The organism is Leptolyngbya sp. AN10, from assembly GCF_050565645.1.
GTDB lineage: Bacteria > Cyanobacteriota > Cyanobacteriia > Leptolyngbyales > Leptolyngbyaceae > Leptolyngbya.
In genome coordinates this window covers 106,680-121,365 of record NZ_JBNXVP010000019.1, presented here as the reverse complement: position 1 = coordinate 121,365, position 14,686 = coordinate 106,680, and the positions used below count along the sequence as shown (strand labels likewise).

Sequence of the window (14,686 nt, the reverse complement as noted above, 5' to 3'; positions counted from 1 at the left end):
GCAGCAAAAATGGTACGCTTGTTTTAATTCATCTGAACGCGATTAATATGCGACGCGATCCGATTTTTTATCAAATGTTTCAGCGATCCCCTTCCTTGCTATTCGATTTGCTTGGAGAGCGTCCCCTGAATGCGATCGATTATCGTTTTGATTCGGTCGGAGTCAAGGAACCCAAATTCGAGATTGATGGTGTGTTCCTGCCACCAGAATCAGAACCAGGTATCGTCTATTTCTGCGAAGTTCAGTTTCAGAAAGACCCAGAACTCTACGAACGATTGTTCGGAGAATCATTGTTGTATTTCTATCGCAACAGTTCCCGATTTTCAGATTGGCAAGCGGTGGTCATTTATCCATCGCGCAGCACAGAACAGGACAAAGTTTATCCGCACCGATCGCTACTGAGTGGCGAACAAGTCCATCGAATCTACCTGAATGAGCTAGGAGATATTCGCTCTTTGCCCGTCATGGTTGCCGCAGCAGTTCTGACGATTACAGATGAAGCAGAAACTCCCGATCGAGCAAGAGAGTTAATCCAACGAACCGAACGAGAAAATTTCTCACCAAAGGAGAGGTCAGATCTGATTGATGTCGTCACTTCTATAATTACGTATAAGTTCACTAACCTAAGTCAAAGGGAGATTCGGAGAATGTTAGGACTCGATTTCAATCAAGAGCCACGTGCGATTCGGGAAGCAAAGGAAGAAGGACGGGAAGCGGAAGCGATCGCACTTGTCACCCGACAGTTAAACCGCAAACTTGGACAGGGACTTTCTCAGGAAATGCGATCGCGTCTTTCCTCACTCCCACTCGCAATGCTCGAAGATCTCAGTGAAGCACTGCTCGATTTTACGACTTTATCTGATTTAGAACAGTGGTTAGCGGAACACAGATAGTGCTGTATCAAATTTCTCACACTACAACTTACACTTACAGCGATTCAGTCACCTTGCAGCCACACCTAATTCGATTGCGACCTCGATCGGATAGTTGGCAAACGCTTAAAATGTTTTCGCTGCAAGTGAGTCCAATTCCGATCGAACAATCTGAAATCACGGATTTAGATGGTAATACGTTGATCAAAGTCTGGTTCCCGCCAGAGCTAACGACATCGCTGAACATTCAGATACTCTCGCAAACGATCACGCATCAACCGAATCCATTTAACTATCTAGTGGAACCTTGGGCGATCGAGTTTCCGATCGACTATCCGACCTCGCTATTCAAACAACTCCAGCCTTATCTCGAATCGACGGATAGTATTGCTCTACAGCTTGGTTATGAGATTGCAGAACGATCGCAAAACAATGTGCTGCAATTCTTGAATGAACTAAACCAGCAAATCTATACAAGCTGTGAGTATGTGATACGAGAAACTGGAAATCCTTATCCGCCTGGGCTGACTTGGACACAGAAAAAAGGATCATGCCGGGATTTGACTGTGTTATTTATCGAAGTTTGTCGATCGATTGGGCTTGCAGCAAGATTTGTCAGTGGCTATCAAGAAGGCGATACAGAACATCTCGATCGACATCTTCATGCTTGGGCAGAGGTGTATTTACCAGGTGCAGGATGGCGGGGATATGATCCGACACATGGATTAGCCGTGAGCGATCGACATATTGCTTTAGCGGCGAGTGCGATTCCAGAGTATGCGGCTCCGGTTGTCGGTAAAGTTGTTCGATCGGGCGGAGTACAATCCACCATGAACTATCACTTACAGATTCAGCGCTTGTCTGATCTGCCATTTAAGTAATGCTCCCAATCAATGTTCGGCATCTCTGCAAAAGCTTCGTTTAAACACTTTCCCCATTGTTGGCGAATCCGAGTGAGATAAGGTGCATCAATGTTCAAACAGAGTTGATAATGCACTTTGAAACTATCGGCTTCATACATTACGAGATTGATCGGGGGTCCGACTGAGATATTAGAAATCATTGTGGAATCGATCGACAACAAGGCACATTTGGCAGCAGATTCAATTGGAGTTTCAAACGATAAAACTCGATCGAGAATCGGTTTACCATACTTCGCTTCGCCAATTTGCAAAAACGGCTTTTCTTTAGATGCCTGAATGAAGTTCCCTTGACTATAAATCATGTATAGTTCCGGTTCTGCGCCGCGAATCTGTCCACCGAGCAGAATGGTCGATTGATAGTCAATTCCATCTTTTTCAAGCCAAGGACGATTCTCATCTTGCACATGTCGCATCGTACTTCCTACATATCGAGCAATCTCATACAAACTGGGTAACGTGTGCAAGCTAATGTCTGATTTTGCATGAATCGCTTGTTGCATCATCGTCAGAACCGATTGAGTAATCGAGAGATTGCCGGATGTGCAGAGAAAGATTGCTCGATCGTTTTCAATGGAAAAATCAAACAGTTTCCGGTATGTCGAAATATAATCCACTCCCGCATTGGTTCGAGAATCGGCTGCCATGACTAATCCTGTTCTCGTCAAAATCCCAAGGCAATAAGTCATAAAAATATCCCCTGTTTAAGATCTAGCAGCACTGTACAGGGAATTTAAGAGGCAATCAATTTTGGTTTGGCAAATTTTGGTTTGTTCGTTTAACCCGCGATTCCGCCCGGAAATAAATCTCCGGGCTAATGGAAGAAAGGAGGCTGAAGCCCCCTAAGAGCGCAGTTCCAGCCCACTTCAGTGGGGTTCTCTCGATTAGCTCGGAGATTTATTTCCGGGCGGACTGAATCGCGGCGACAGACCCTCATCAACACAGAATTTTGAGCACACTCAATTTTTTCTACTTGCCCATTTTGCGCTTCATTTCATTCAATTCTTCCTGAGTTTCCCACTGCTGGAATTTCTGCTCTAACGGATCACTCGCTTTATCCGCACTGCTAAAACTACTCTGATTCCAGCCATCAACTGCCCAACGTTTTTCCGCTTGTGCTGCCTGAGCCGCTTTCACTTGTTTCAATTCAGCCTGCACTTCCTGGCGACGGATCTGGATCTTGCGCTGGAGTTCCTCGGTTTGTTGAATGCGTTCTTTGAGAAGCTGCATCTGTCCCCATTTCTGGTTGCCTTCACGCAGGAGAGATCCTTCATGAGCTTCCGCAGGTTCTGATAAATCGAGTCGTCCCGCCGATCGAGCTTTTTCAATCCGAACGTGCCAGCGCTGAATCTCTTGTGCCGTCGTTAAAATCTCTGATTCAACCGTTTTTTCTCGCAGCCGCAAATCTGCTAACAGTCGGCGCGTTTCCTGTTCTTGCTCGTACAACTTTTCTTCTAGTGCCTGAAGTTCAAGCTGCGGATTATTCTTGAGAAATTCATCAAGCCGCGTCTCCAAAAAGCGTCCCAAATCATCGAACAGTCCCATAAGCCACTCCAAGAAAGGATGAAGGATGACACCCGCCATCCTTTACCTCTTATTTTAGAGTTTTTGCCCGATCGAGATCGTCCGCACCTCGCCATTTCGCCGAACGCTGACGTAGTTGTTGGAAATGTCCACGACACTCCAACCGCTCGATCCGATGCTTTCTCCGATGTAGTACCGCTGTGTGACCCCGTTCATCTCAAACAGAATTGCAGATTGAGTTGGATCATTCGCGATCGCAATTCCTCTCAAAGTTCGCTGAGGTTCAGACGAAACCGCTTGAGCAGGTTGAATCGCGATCGGGGCACTCACAGGTTGCGATCGCGACGAAGCTGGATTAATCGACAAGCGTTCCAGCACAGAAGATAAGCGCGTCAGAACTTGGTTTAGTTCTTGCGGGTTCTTGCTGACTGCGGTAACAACAGGATTTGGAGCAGGAACAGACGGAACATTGATCACGACTGGCGTTCTCTCGGAAGAATTCGTCGATCGGGGATTGCCCGCGATCGGAATACTCGGAAGATTGCGATTGAAGGCAACCGTTGTCGATTTTGAATTGCTGGCTTTGCGATCGATGTTCTCCAGTGACCGCTTCATATATTGCGCGAACTGGGCAGTCGTATCAGCGGGAGCCACTTTGGGAGCGGTTGCAACGACGGTCGGTTCTTTCGCGGCAAGTGCGAAAAATCTTTGAACGGTTCCCCGCTGAATCAGCCACACGGAAGCGGCAGACAGCGCAGAAAGACCGAATACGATCGCCAGGAACTTTTGAAAACCGTAACTTTTTTGTTTGACTGGTTTCGATGCGATCGCTGCTTCAGGAGCAGGCGAACTCCACTGAGGTAACTGGGGTTGAGCCACAGGTTTAAACACGAGTGGTGCAGCCGTTTGAAGTGGCAAATCGATCGAGGGTTGGGGCTTAACTCGAATCGGCTCAGGTGGGGGAACGCTGCCCGATAAGAGGTCTTCCACATCCTCAAACAAGTCATCCATTAATCGATCGGCGTAGGTATCGACCTGGACAGGTGCTGGCATCAGCCCATAAGGTTTGGTTGATGGCTGTGCGGAAGTCGCCCGTGAGGGTTCGAGATAGTTAGTTGCGCCGTTGATGGTTTGAGGCATAGCTTTGAAAAGGCTTGTCGAGTACGAAGAACTACTGAGAATTCAGCAGTAAATTGAGATTGAAATGGGCAATCATGTCAGCCTTGCATCACGGTGATGAGCGATCGATTTGTTCTAGAAATTTCTGAACATCTCAATCGCTATACGTGTTTGGGATTATACTCGACAGATATTTTTACGGCGCAGTTCTACACAACGCTGTCCGGATTCCACGGAGATTGCGTGATCTTTCTTAGGTGACTGCACCTGCTTGGAAAACACGTCCGATCACTTCTTCGATCGGGGGATCAGTCACCGATAAATCTGAGACTTGTAACTCAGCGAGAATTTTTGCGATCGCTTGTGTCAAATCTTCCTGCTGCACTAAGAATCGCGCTGACTGCTTATCCACTTCCTGAACTTGTCCATAAGCCGCTAACTCTGAATCTGTATACGTTCGATTAAATTCAACTTTGATCTCACGACACGGAGAGAAACGATCCACCAGTCCATCAAGACTACCATCATAAATAAGCTGACCTTGGTGGATCATCAGAACCCGCTCACACAAGGCTGTAATATCTGCCATGTAGTGACTGGTTAAGAGAACAGTCGCTTTATATCGATCGTTGTATTCTTTCAAAAATTCGCGCACTGCCACTTGAGCATTCACATCGAGTCCTAATGTCGGTTCGTCTAAGAATAAAACCTGTGGCTGATGGAGCAATGCAGCTAATAACTCAGCTTTCATCCGTTCACCCAGTGAGAGTTTACGGACAGGCTGATTCAGTTTGCCTTCAAGCGAAAGCATTTCAGAAAGTTCACCGACGCGAGTTCGGAGAGTCCGATCGCTAATTCCATAAACGGCAGCATTAATCTTGAACGAGTCTGCGGCTGGAAGATCCCAAATTAATTGTTGTTTTTGCCCCATCACGAGCGTGATTTTTCTTAGAAAGGGCGATCGACGTTCAAATGGAATTTGTCCCGCAACCGTCACTTTTCCCGAAGACGGATGAATCAATCCGGTAAGCATTTTCAGCGTCGTTGTTTTCCCCGCTCCATTCGCGCCCAAAAATCCTACGACTTCACCCGGTTCAATTTGAAATGAGACATCTTGCACTGCTTTCACTTGCCGGTAATTCCGCTTGAAGAAGTGCGTCACAGTGCCCTTAAAGCCTGCTTCTTTGACAGCAACCGGATAGATTTTGGTGAGTCGATCGACAGTAATGGTAGACATGAGGATAGGAAAAACTTGATATTCCAAGTTTAGAGGAGCAATAGAAATGATCTTATGAATAAGCGCTCAAGCAGGCAAATTGAATCTATCTGCGGAGACTTCTTCAGCTTCCACCGAAAAGTAGTACGCTTAAGTAGGAAGTATTGGTACGACTAGAAGTAGTATGAGTGCTGAAAAGCTGTCAATTTCTTTATCGCGATCGCTGGTTCAGTTTGTTGAGCAGTACAAACTAACGCATGATTACAAATCGCGATCGCAAGTCATCGAAACTGCCCTTCAGCTATTGCAAGATCAAGAATTGGAAAAGGCTTACGCGGAAGCCTCAAAAGAAATTGATCCGGACTGGGACATCACGATCGCAGATGGGCTATCCGATGAGACGTGGTGAGATTTATTATGCCAACTTAAATCCGACGATTGGATCAGAAACAGCAAAGCGCCGCCCTGTTTTGATTGTAAGCAGCAACGCTAATAATCGAGCCGCTGATACTGTAACGGTTCTTCCAATTACATCGAATGTTCAGCGAGTGTATCCGTTTGAAGTCTTCCTAACACCCGAAGAGAGTAGATTACCAAAGCCCTCGAAGGTTCAGGCACAGCAGATTCGCACAATTTCAAAACAACGATTAGAGCCTGAATTGCTTGGCTATCTGAGCGACGAGAAAATGCAGGAAATTAATACTGCGCTTCAATTACATCTGAACTTGAGTTAGAGGGTGTTTGAAAAGTAATCGTTTATCGCATTCACCCGCCCGGAGATGAATCTCCGGGCTAATCAGGGAAGCCCACTCAACTGGGCTAAGAACTCCGGGTTGTGCTCCCAGTCCGCTTCAGCGGGGTTTCTTCCATTAGCCCGGAGATTCATTTCCGGGCGAACTCGCAACGCAGCAAAGCCGCTTTTTATACTTTTCAAACACCCTCTTAGCACTTGTCCGAAGTAATTCACCTCACTTAATAGAAACTTTAATATTTTGTTCCGTAAGATTTTCATTTTGGGAACCTTGAGCACAGCGAATTGTACTGAGAAAACCTCAATGAATGCTCAATCCTCTAACTTGATGCAGCAAGCGAAACAAGGAAATGCAGAAGCGATCGCTGCTCTGATGAATCGTCATCTTGAGCCGAAAGGCATCACCGCTGGAATTAGTCTGCAAAATGGACAATTACAAGTCACATTAGAAGGCTCTGAAGTTCCAAATCAATCTCAAATGTTCGCTTTTGTGAAACAGGGAATTTCAGGCTTAAAATCTCAATTTATTCACACCGTTCAACTAACAGGGAAAGTCAGAGGAGAAATCTCGCCTGCTTGGAGCGATGAATTTCGGCTTCCAACTCAGACTGCTAACTTTACCGCCAATTCGGGTGGATGTCCCCCGATCGAAGCAGTCCCCTCTGCAATCGCGCCCTCGTTTCAAACTTCAACTGCTTCGATTTCGGGAGAAATTAATACAACAAAACCCAAAAATTATCTTGTTCCCTCAATTCTGGTTACGTTATTTGCGTTCTTGCCCGTAGGAATTGCAGCTTTAATTTTCGCATCCCAAGTTGATAGCAAGCACAACCGTAAAGATTACATTGGCGCTCAAGTTGCCTCCAAAACAGCAAAGTCACTCTGTATCGTTGCAGGCGCGATCGCGGCTCCCATCTACGCTTTAGTGACGATTAGTATTGGTGCAGCAATCATTTTGCCATCGTTTCTATATGCTGGACAAGCAACCAAGGGAAAACAATCAGAAGCAAGAGTCTACGTTGGTACTCTAGCCCGGTCACAGCAGGCTTATTACATTGAGCAGGAGCGTTTCGCCCAGAGTCTAAGCGAACTTTCAAATCCTGTGCCTTCCGAAACCACGAACTATTCCTATAACATTTCTGTTGTTGACAGTAATGCTATTCATGTGACAGCAACGGCAAAAACTTCAGGTTTGAGAAGTTATTCTGCTGCGGTGTATGCGGTCAAGGATGAGATCAGTGGTGAGACGAACACGATTACTAAAACCTGTGAAGCTGATCGTCCCTCAAAGTCTGCACCTGCGATGCCACAATTAGTTGGTTCAACAATTATGTGCGCTCCAAATTCCTCAGATATGACCCTCACTCAATAAAGAAAGTTGCTTTGCACTGTAGATTTTGGGGTATAAGATCCGACAGTGTTTACGCAAATCGCTTTAGGCAGTGTCTTCGATGTCTAAGTTAGTTCCAGGCTGGGTCTATTTGTCCGTGGTCACGAATGTTGTTTTGGGTACAACGTTGGGATTGTGGTTTTTGGGCGATCGCTATTTCACCGAACATCTGATCAATCCGCCTGCAAAACCGTCGATGGCTGCCAAAGCGGTTGAGAAACCTGAAATTGTTGCTCAAGCAGCATCAATGTCATTGGGTCGATCGCTAACGTATCAAGATTGGGTGGATCTGTTGAGCAAAGAAGCGAAGGCGATGATCAAGAAAAAGCCCGATCGCTTAATTGTCCTAGCAGGCGATTCTTTGACCCTTTGGTTTCCGCAAGATTTGTTACCGACGAATTACACTTGGCTGAATCAAGGCATTTCTGGTGAGACGACTTCAGGACTGGCAAAACGGTTAAAGCTGTTTGATCAAGCGAAACCGAAAGCGATTTTCGCCATGGTTGGGATCAATGATTTGCTCAGAGGTCGATCGGATCAAGACGTGTTAGATGATCAGGAAGACATTATCAATCGGTTAAAGAAATCGCATCCGAAAGCCAAGATCGTGATTCAGGGGCTTCTTCCTCGTGCTAAGGAATCAATTACGGCGGCAAATGCGACTCAGGTTGAGGCACTATCAAACGATCGCATTTTCCAGTTCAATCGTCGTCTCGCTGCTTTGGCGGATCAAACAGGCGTAGAATTCCTCGATTTGCAGGGGCTTTTTTCTGACAGTGAAGGCTTTTTGCGCTCAGAACTCACGACCGACGGACTGCATTTGAGTACTCAAGGCTATCTCGTTTGGCGATCGGCAATTCAAACTTTCAATCAATTCGCGCTCCGTTAGTTTTATGATCGGGATTGTAGGCGCGAGGAATGGCGAAACATGGATACCAAGGCGTTTAAGCGATCGCTCAATAATTCTGAAAATTATCACCGTAAAGGATTTGGTCACGATGCAGAAGTGGCGGAATCGATGCAGTCTGAATATCAGAGCGATTTGATTCAAGAAATCCGCGATCGAGCTTATACGTTAAAACGCGGCGATGTGACGATTCGACTGGCGCAAGCCTTTGGATTTTGCTGGGGTGTAGAACGTGCGGTGGCAATGGCTTACCAAACTCGCCAACATTTTCCGACTGAGCGGATTTGGATTACGAATGAGATTATTCACAATCCTTCGGTGAATCAGCGATTGCGGGAGATGAATGTTCTATTTACTCCTGTGGTGAATGGGCAAAAAGATTTTTCAGAAGTGGCAAAAGGCGATGTGGTGATTCTGCCTGCGTTTGGCGCGAGTGTTCAAGAGATGCAACTGTTAAACGATCGAGGATGTACGATCGTAGACACGACTTGCCCCTGGGTTTCCAAAGTTTGGAACACAGTTGAAAAGCACAAAAAAGGCGATTACACCTCAATCATTCACGGTAAATATAATCACGAGGAAACGCTTGCAACCAGTTCTTTTGCTGGAAAGTATTTGATTGTTCTAAATCTCGCTGAAGCTCAATATGTTGCAGACTACATTTTGAATGGTGGCGATCGAGAAGAATTTCTCACTAAATTCCGCAACGCTCATTCGGTTGGATTTGATCCCGATCGTGATTTAGTTCAAATCGGAATTGCCAATCAAACCACAATGCTCAAAGGTGAAACCGAGCAGATCGGCAAATTGTTTGAACATACCATGCTGAAAAAATATCCACCAAACGAATTGAATCAACATTTTCTAAGCTTCAATACAATTTGTGATGCGACTCAAGAGCGTCAAGATGCAATGTTTGATTTGGTGAAAGAAAAGATTGATTTAATGATTGTAATTGGTGGTTACAATTCCTCGAATACAACTCATTTACAAGAGATTGCGATCGACTACAAAATTCCCTCTTATCACATCGATTGCGTAGAGCGCATCCAGTCAAGAACCGCGATCGAACATAAACCCTTGCATCAAGAATTAGCGATCGCTCAAAATTGGCTTCCCGATGGCGAAATCGTGGTCGGAATTACCTCTGGCGCATCCACTCCCGATAAAGTTGTTGCTGATATTATCGAGCGAATCTTTGAACTCAAAGCCGCTGTCCCCGCATGAAAGGATTGATCTGGGGATTGGTTTTAATCTTGAGTTTTTGGTGTGCAAATCCGGTTTGGGCGGGTGCATTGTCCGATCGAGTTTCCACCTTTCCCGATTGGCATAATAAACCGCCCGTCGATCGAGCCACTAGCGATCTAATCTATCCAAATTGGATCGCTGGAACTTGGCGCGTCAAAAGCACTCTCATCGATCTGGTGGCTCCCTTGGCTCCCGATCTGGTCACACCTGGATTCGAGAGCAATCGCAACTATGTGAACCAGCCAATCGAGTTCAATGTCCGATTTTCAGATCAATCAAATGGTGTCATTGCCGATCGCGCTTTTAACGGTTTAAATATTGCCCGCGCTTATTTAGGCGATCGTGCGGTTCTCTCGGTCAAAGTCGATCCAAATTCTCCAAACAAGCAAATTACTTTATTAAAAGACGATCGTATTCTTACTTCTACAATCACCGGAAGAGCAACAGAAACTCCTGCTCCAAATCAATTCATTACCAGCGAAATTTTCCAGCAAGTTTTTCGTGGAACGGCTCAACCTTATTTGAATCAAGTTGAAACAACAACCGCGTACAATTACTCATCAGATCAAACTACCGCAGATCAAATTACCGCAATCTATCTTTCGCCTCAAGATCCTAACTATTTCAAAGCAGGAAATACGCCCGTTGCCTTATATCGATATCGCCTAGAATTCTCACCATTGAATGAGTAATTTGACTCAGTTTCTGCTTATTTTTGTCGTAAATATTACAGTTAATTGCTGTTATCAGCCAAAGTAAACTTTGATTTCTTAAGCTAGAAAGACAAGAGCGACTTTGCTATTCTCACGATAGAGCAGTGGATGGGCTGTCAACCCGTACAGCACTTAAATTTCTGACCCTTTGCACCAAAAATCCGTTGCGCGATCGTGAGTGCCGTTGAGCCAAATGCGGCTCCCTCACTGATTTTAGAAATATCGAAGTTGTTGGTTTCTAATCATCAACTTTTTTTCAGCCTCATTTTTTGAACCCACTCGATTTTTAGACTAAGTATGAATCACTATTGCGAACAATGGATTGCGGATTGGTGTCAGACCAACGGTTGGACAGATTGGTTTAAAGATCGATCGAGCTATTGGGCATTCCCTCCAAATTCTGTAATGCCTGTGCCGATTCCGTCTTCAGTTTTAGTCTCAATCAAAGCAGAAAAAGGATTGAGCAATCAGGAACGCCTTTGGAGTTTAGGCGCGATCGCTGGAACTGTTCTTGCTGCTGGTTGGGGCTATGCCGCTGCATCTCCGATGCCCCTGATGTTTGCATTTGTCGGTTGTGCGATCGTCTTTGCTCAGTTGGATTCTGAAGAGATTTAAGACTGATTTAATTTGATGCTTTGAGGTGGAGGTTTATTGCTTCCACCTTTTTGCGTATTAAGATCATTAGAGGATTCGTTTGGTGAAGAACGATTATGCAAGAGATTGTAAGAACAGATGAAAATCACGATGAAGAGGGAATAGCGCGATCGCAGGCGGAAGCACTACAAGCGCAAGTCAATTCTCATTTGAATCAACTGTCTCTTAATGGCTTGCAAACCGTTCTGGACTTTGCTGCGTTTCTGCTCGACAAAGAAAGTGAAGCAGCGACTCAAGAACTATTAGAAATCCCAGGATTTGCTGAAAGATTTGCTCAGGCTCAAGAAGAAATCTCCAAAGGTCAAACGAAGACCTTCGATCAACTTAAGAGAAAAACTGCTTAGGGTGAGCTTTCAGATTGAACCGAGGAAACGACATTGTACGAGCTAGAATTTAGCGATTCAGCAGCGACATTTTTTGAGAATGCAACTGCCAAACTACAAAGACGATTAGAGCGATGCTTTGAGCAAATTCAGGAAAATCCTCGATCGCATCTCAACATAAAACCGCTCAAAGGTGAATACGCTGGATATTACCGTTATCGACTCGGTGACTATCGCATTGTGTATTCGATTAACGATGAAACAATTCGAGTTTTCATTGTGATGATCGATCACCGTAGCAAAGTTTATGAGTCGTGAGCGATCGTTATTCTCAAAGTAATTAACACGATGGCGAGTTGTATGCTTGCCGCCATCTTTTCATAACATCAGGGTTCTCTCTTTCAAATTCCTCTATTGCTTTTCCTACCTCTTCTGAAGATTTCGCTCCATATTTTCCAAGAACTGCCATCATCCACGTAACTTGATCAGCAATGTTATGAAATTCTGGATCATGTCTCATTGGCAGTCTAAAAAGCCATAACTTCTTACGTAGGATCGCCCAATCAGGATCGAGAAGCTTTGGTAAGATTTCTTGGTATTCTTGCTCAGAAATCTTGAAAGGTTCCCAGGCAAAATCAGGACTATGACTACCAACGGCTCCACCCTTAAGGAGAATCGCGTTGAGAATGTGCAACGGTGGAATCACATTACAGATGGTTAAATGCGGCAAGTCATAAAGAAAAGTGCTGAGAGGCTCTTCTCGATAACCGTTGCGCTCAGACGGAGCATGTCCCGTTCTAAAGTATCCGATGATTCTTTCCATTCTTTGTTCTCCAAACAAAAACTCGATCGAGCTTTCACCCAATCGAGTCTCTACTTTCTAATTGCTTTCAATTAATCATCCAAAACTTGTGCTGCCACTTCCACCGCTTCAACATCGATCGTGCCTGAAGGAGTCATCCGCTTAAACTTGCCTTTCTCAGTTTCCAGGGGTTCCCCACAATTCGAGCATTGCACCTGTGCGTGATTAAATCCGGTCAATTCTGCACCGCACACTGGACAAGCCGCCTGCACAATATTCTTTCTTACCCACCATTGGAAGACAAATATTCCAACGATCGGCAAAATGATCAGCAGCGCTAATACGAAGAAGAATGACTTCACCAACCAGCCTAGACCGACTGCGCTCAATAGAAGAGCAAATCCAACGATCGTTAACAGTCGTCCAAATCCATTTAGACCGAGTTGTAAGTTATAAAGTTGATTCTGATTCACAGCGGTTTCCTCTGTTGGCGCGTATCTTTATTGGAGCAGATTTTGCTTAAACCCCAGGACGGCTTTCTCGACTCACAATAGATCTGGTATCCGTATAGAATGCCCCTGTGCAGCTTAATTCTTAAGCATAATTGATTCATCCAAAGGCTGTTTTAAAATGCTGGAAAGTTTAACCAATCCAAACCTTCAGACGATTTTGGTGGCGGGTGCAAGTCGCGGTGTCGGTCGCGAAATTGCTCGATTATTACAACCGCACTTTACGGTAATCGCGTTGTTGCGATCGACTGCTGCGGTGCCTGAACTCGAAGCGCTAGGAGTCCAAATTGTCATGGGCGATGCAATGGAACCTGACCAACTTGAAGCGGCGTTTCAAGGTCAAATCGATGCGGTGATTAGTACGATCGGTGGATTACCCGCTGAAGGAAGACGCGCCGATTTTGAGGGGAATCGTAATCTGATCGATGCTGCGAAAAAAGCTGGCGTGAAAAAGTTTGTCTTGGTGACTTCGATCGGTGCAGGTGAAAGCGTCGTTGCTTTACCGCCTCGTGCCTTGGAAGCATTAGGAGCGGTGCTGAAAGAGAAGGAAAAAGCAGAACAGCATTTGATCGAAAGTGGTCTAACTTATACGATCGTGCGTCCTGGTGGGTTGAAAACCGAACCTGCAACCGGAACAGGAATTCTCACAGAAGATCCGAAAATTGCTGGCTCAATTAGTCGAGCAGATGTGGCTGAACTTGTATGTCGATGCTTAGTCAGCGATCGAGCAAATCAAAAAATTCTTTCCGCACTCGATCGCACTCAACTATTCACGCCAACCGAGATCGCGGAATTTAACCCTTAAATCGCTGAATCTTACCCAGGATCATTCCGCCATCGAGGACTAATCGGGCAACCGTAAAGAGAAGAATGCTTTCGATCGCATAACTGACGATCGGAACCCAATCACTCTGAGCGGCGATGCTCATTTCCACCTGAGCCAATCCCCGCACTAATCCGAATGCCATGACTGCACCGGATTTAAGGTGTGAATTTTGATCTTCACGAATGATGTATCGGTAAGTCACACCAAATAGAAATCCTGCGAAAATTGCGATCGCGCCACTAATCCAATAATTCGTTACTGGACTAGCATATCGACTTGCCAAAAAATCATTAAATAGTGCTGCTAACGGAAAAACTAGCATCACAGAAGCAGCCGAAAGCACACCTGCCTTCAGTGACTCGACTCGTTCTTCCCAACTTAATCTGAGGTGCTGCATAACTTTATCCAGTCCAAGCCCCTAACCCGTTTTGCCTTATTATTAGATTTATCATCACTTTGCAACGATCGTTTTTATCATGGATATTTTGTCACTCGGTTGGGTCGCGCTTTTGTCTGTTTTTACCTTCTCGATCGCGATGGTCGTTTGGGGTCGGAACGGCTTCTAATGCTAGGTTTCGCGCCCGTGGCTTAACTTCTACGGGCATCTAAAAATTCAAGCTTTGAGATCACCGTGGAATTTACAGTTTTTAACACTCTGGTTCTGATCGCGTTTGGTCTCCTCCTCACCCTTACCGGAGGAGTCATTTATCTGACGCTGGCAGATTGGCGCGATCGTCGTCGTCGCGAACAGGAAAAATTAGCCAACAAACCCACCAAACCGCTCTCTACTAAATCCGCTAAGCGCCGCTAAGTTAAAAGGCTCCAGGACATCAAATCCCGGAGCCTTTTTAAGATAAATTCACGACTTGTCTATCGTGAACAAAGACTGCTTGCAACACGTTCAGAATCACA

General features: G+C 45.4%; 21 protein-coding genes. 14 read left to right on the top strand and 7 right to left on the bottom strand.

Going from position 1 to position 14,686, the window contains the following annotated elements:
- Window positions 1-47: 47 nt before the first annotated feature.
- The gene (locus ACQ4M5_RS25000; protein ID WP_430678419.1) at window positions 48-893 is read left to right on the top strand and encodes an Rpn family recombination-promoting nuclease/putative transposase; all 846 of its coding nucleotides are present in this window, start codon (window positions 48-50) and stop codon (window positions 891-893) included.
- Window positions 872-1,753, top strand: coding sequence for a transglutaminase family protein (locus ACQ4M5_RS24995; protein ID WP_430678418.1), 882 nt, complete (start codon window positions 872-874; stop codon window positions 1,751-1,753). Before ACQ4M5_RS25000 ends, ACQ4M5_RS24995 begins: the two co-directional genes overlap by 22 nt.
- Here ACQ4M5_RS24995 and ACQ4M5_RS24990 read toward each other — a convergent pair.
- From ACQ4M5_RS24990 to ACQ4M5_RS24975, 4 genes are all read right to left on the bottom strand, one after another.
- On the bottom strand, window positions 1,723-2,481 hold the full coding sequence (locus ACQ4M5_RS24990; RefSeq protein WP_430678417.1) for a peptidase: 759 nt from the start codon (window positions 2,479-2,481) through the stop codon (window positions 1,723-1,725). The two genes, ACQ4M5_RS24995 and ACQ4M5_RS24990, sit on opposite strands and share 31 nt — an antisense overlap.
- 280 nt (window positions 2,482-2,761) lie before the next feature.
- Window positions 2,762-3,376 (bottom strand): TIGR04376 family protein, encoded by a 615-nt coding sequence (locus tag ACQ4M5_RS24985; protein WP_430678415.1) that lies wholly within the window; start codon window positions 3,374-3,376, stop codon window positions 2,762-2,764.
- 15 nt (window positions 3,377-3,391) lie between these two features.
- Window positions 3,392-4,456, bottom strand: coding sequence for a type II secretion system protein N (locus tag ACQ4M5_RS24980; protein WP_430678414.1), 1,065 nt, complete (start codon window positions 4,454-4,456; stop codon window positions 3,392-3,394).
- 232 nt (window positions 4,457-4,688) lie between these two features.
- Complete coding sequence (locus ACQ4M5_RS24975; protein ID WP_430678413.1) at window positions 4,689-5,672, bottom strand: ABC transporter ATP-binding protein; 984 nt, start codon at window positions 5,670-5,672, stop codon at window positions 4,689-4,691.
- Window positions 5,673-5,835: 163 nt separating this feature from the next.
- On the opposite strand from ACQ4M5_RS24975, the gene ACQ4M5_RS24970 reads away from it, so the two are divergent.
- The 9 genes from ACQ4M5_RS24970 (at window position 5,836) to ACQ4M5_RS24930 (ending at window position 11,955) form a co-directional block, all read left to right on the top strand.
- Window positions 5,836-6,060 carry a ribbon-helix-helix domain-containing protein gene (locus ACQ4M5_RS24970; protein WP_430678412.1) on the top strand — a complete coding sequence of 75 codons (225 nt, stop codon included), beginning with the start codon at window positions 5,836-5,838 and terminating at the stop codon, window positions 6,058-6,060.
- Window positions 6,035-6,385 carry a type II toxin-antitoxin system PemK/MazF family toxin gene (locus ACQ4M5_RS24965; RefSeq protein ID WP_430678410.1) on the top strand — a complete coding sequence of 117 codons (351 nt, stop codon included), beginning with the start codon at window positions 6,035-6,037 and terminating at the stop codon, window positions 6,383-6,385. The genes ACQ4M5_RS24970 and ACQ4M5_RS24965 overlap by 26 nt, the downstream gene beginning before the upstream one ends.
- A gap of 321 nt (window positions 6,386-6,706) precedes the next feature.
- On the top strand, window positions 6,707-7,774 hold the full coding sequence (locus ACQ4M5_RS24960; protein WP_430678409.1) for a type IV pilin-like G/H family protein: 1,068 nt from the start codon (window positions 6,707-6,709) through the stop codon (window positions 7,772-7,774).
- Window positions 7,775-7,853: 79 nt separating this feature from the next.
- On the top strand, window positions 7,854-8,681 hold the full coding sequence (locus tag ACQ4M5_RS24955) for a GDSL-type esterase/lipase family protein (protein ID WP_430678408.1): 828 nt from the start codon (window positions 7,854-7,856) through the stop codon (window positions 8,679-8,681).
- A gap of 39 nt (window positions 8,682-8,720) precedes the next feature.
- A complete protein-coding gene (locus tag ACQ4M5_RS24950) occupies window positions 8,721-9,926 on the top strand; it encodes a 4-hydroxy-3-methylbut-2-enyl diphosphate reductase (RefSeq protein ID WP_430678407.1) in 1,206 nt (401 codons plus the stop codon).
- A complete protein-coding gene (locus tag ACQ4M5_RS24945; RefSeq protein WP_430678406.1) occupies window positions 9,923-10,639 on the top strand; it encodes a DUF6816 family protein in 717 nt (238 codons plus the stop codon). The genes ACQ4M5_RS24950 and ACQ4M5_RS24945 overlap by 4 nt, the downstream gene beginning before the upstream one ends.
- A 318-nt stretch (window positions 10,640-10,957) precedes the next feature.
- A complete protein-coding gene (locus ACQ4M5_RS24940; protein ID WP_430678405.1) occupies window positions 10,958-11,275 on the top strand; it encodes a hypothetical protein in 318 nt (105 codons plus the stop codon).
- Window positions 11,276-11,370: 95 nt separating this feature from the next.
- Window positions 11,371-11,658, top strand: a complete 288-nt coding sequence (locus ACQ4M5_RS24935; protein WP_430678404.1) for a hypothetical protein — start codon at window positions 11,371-11,373, stop codon at window positions 11,656-11,658.
- Between the two features lie 33 nt (window positions 11,659-11,691).
- Window positions 11,692-11,955, top strand: a complete 264-nt coding sequence (locus tag ACQ4M5_RS24930; RefSeq protein WP_430678403.1) for a type II toxin-antitoxin system RelE family toxin — start codon at window positions 11,692-11,694, stop codon at window positions 11,953-11,955.
- A 22-nt stretch (window positions 11,956-11,977) separates the two neighbouring features.
- Here ACQ4M5_RS24930 and ACQ4M5_RS24925 read toward each other — a convergent pair whose 3' ends face one another.
- A complete protein-coding gene (locus ACQ4M5_RS24925; RefSeq protein WP_430678402.1) occupies window positions 11,978-12,460 on the bottom strand; it encodes a hypothetical protein in 483 nt (160 codons plus the stop codon).
- 71 nt (window positions 12,461-12,531) lie between these two features.
- Window positions 12,532-12,912: a hypothetical protein gene (locus tag ACQ4M5_RS24920; protein WP_430678401.1), complete on the bottom strand. Its 381-nt coding sequence runs from the start codon at window positions 12,910-12,912 to the stop codon at window positions 12,532-12,534.
- Window positions 12,913-13,069: 157 nt separating this feature from the next.
- Between ACQ4M5_RS24920 and ACQ4M5_RS24915 the strand changes: the two genes are divergently transcribed.
- On the top strand, window positions 13,070-13,753 hold the full coding sequence (locus ACQ4M5_RS24915) for an SDR family oxidoreductase (protein ID WP_430678400.1): 684 nt from the start codon (window positions 13,070-13,072) through the stop codon (window positions 13,751-13,753).
- Here ACQ4M5_RS24915 and ACQ4M5_RS24910 read toward each other — a convergent pair.
- Entirely contained in the window at window positions 13,743-14,171 is a 429-nt protein-coding gene (locus tag ACQ4M5_RS24910) for a hypothetical protein (protein WP_430678399.1), read from the bottom strand. The genes ACQ4M5_RS24915 and ACQ4M5_RS24910 overlap by 11 nt on opposite strands.
- Window positions 14,172-14,250: 79 nt before the next feature.
- On the opposite strand from ACQ4M5_RS24910, the gene petN reads away from it, so the two are divergent.
- Together petN and ACQ4M5_RS24900 are read left to right on the top strand one after the other, a co-directional pair.
- The gene (gene petN / locus ACQ4M5_RS24905) at window positions 14,251-14,340 is read left to right on the top strand and encodes a cytochrome b6-f complex subunit PetN (protein WP_071596148.1); all 90 of its coding nucleotides are present in this window, start codon (window positions 14,251-14,253) and stop codon (window positions 14,338-14,340) included.
- Between the two features lie 65 nt (window positions 14,341-14,405).
- Window positions 14,406-14,585 carry a hypothetical protein gene (locus tag ACQ4M5_RS24900; protein ID WP_430678398.1) on the top strand — a complete coding sequence of 60 codons (180 nt, stop codon included), beginning with the start codon at window positions 14,406-14,408 and terminating at the stop codon, window positions 14,583-14,585.
- Window positions 14,586-14,686 lie beyond the last annotated feature (101 nt).

Bases quoted from the DNA above. Each gene is read 5' to 3' on its own strand.
- ACQ4M5_RS25000 (WP_430678419.1), top strand. From the start codon at position 48: ATGCGACGCGATCCGATTTTTTATCAAATGTTTCAGCGATCCCCTTCC.
- ACQ4M5_RS24990 (WP_430678417.1), bottom strand. From the start codon at position 2,481: ATGACTTATTGCCTTGGGATTTTGACGAGAACAGGATTAGTCATGGCA.
- ACQ4M5_RS24985 (WP_430678415.1), bottom strand. From the start codon at position 3,376: ATGGCGGGTGTCATCCTTCATCCTTTCTTGGAGTGGCTTATGGGACTG.
- ACQ4M5_RS24980 (WP_430678414.1), bottom strand. From the start codon at position 4,456: ATGCCTCAAACCATCAACGGCGCAACTAACTATCTCGAACCCTCACGG.
- ACQ4M5_RS24975 (WP_430678413.1), bottom strand. From the start codon at position 5,672: ATGTCTACCATTACTGTCGATCGACTCACCAAAATCTATCCGGTTGCT.
- ACQ4M5_RS24970 (WP_430678412.1), top strand. From the start codon at position 5,836: ATGAGTGCTGAAAAGCTGTCAATTTCTTTATCGCGATCGCTGGTTCAG.
- ACQ4M5_RS24965 (WP_430678410.1), top strand. From the start codon at position 6,035: ATGGGCTATCCGATGAGACGTGGTGAGATTTATTATGCCAACTTAAAT.
- ACQ4M5_RS24960 (WP_430678409.1), top strand. From the start codon at position 6,707: ATGAATGCTCAATCCTCTAACTTGATGCAGCAAGCGAAACAAGGAAAT.
- ACQ4M5_RS24955 (WP_430678408.1), top strand. From the start codon at position 7,854: ATGTCTAAGTTAGTTCCAGGCTGGGTCTATTTGTCCGTGGTCACGAAT.
- ACQ4M5_RS24950 (WP_430678407.1), top strand. From the start codon at position 8,721: ATGGATACCAAGGCGTTTAAGCGATCGCTCAATAATTCTGAAAATTAT.
- ACQ4M5_RS24945 (WP_430678406.1), top strand. From the start codon at position 9,923: ATGAAAGGATTGATCTGGGGATTGGTTTTAATCTTGAGTTTTTGGTGT.
- ACQ4M5_RS24940 (WP_430678405.1), top strand. From the start codon at position 10,958: ATGAATCACTATTGCGAACAATGGATTGCGGATTGGTGTCAGACCAAC.
- ACQ4M5_RS24935 (WP_430678404.1), top strand. From the start codon at position 11,371: ATGCAAGAGATTGTAAGAACAGATGAAAATCACGATGAAGAGGGAATA.
- ACQ4M5_RS24925 (WP_430678402.1), bottom strand. From the start codon at position 12,460: ATGGAAAGAATCATCGGATACTTTAGAACGGGACATGCTCCGTCTGAG.
- ACQ4M5_RS24915 (WP_430678400.1), top strand. From the start codon at position 13,070: ATGCTGGAAAGTTTAACCAATCCAAACCTTCAGACGATTTTGGTGGCG.
- ACQ4M5_RS24910 (WP_430678399.1), bottom strand. From the start codon at position 14,171: ATGCAGCACCTCAGATTAAGTTGGGAAGAACGAGTCGAGTCACTGAAG.
- petN (WP_071596148.1), top strand. From the start codon at position 14,251: ATGGATATTTTGTCACTCGGTTGGGTCGCGCTTTTGTCTGTTTTTACC.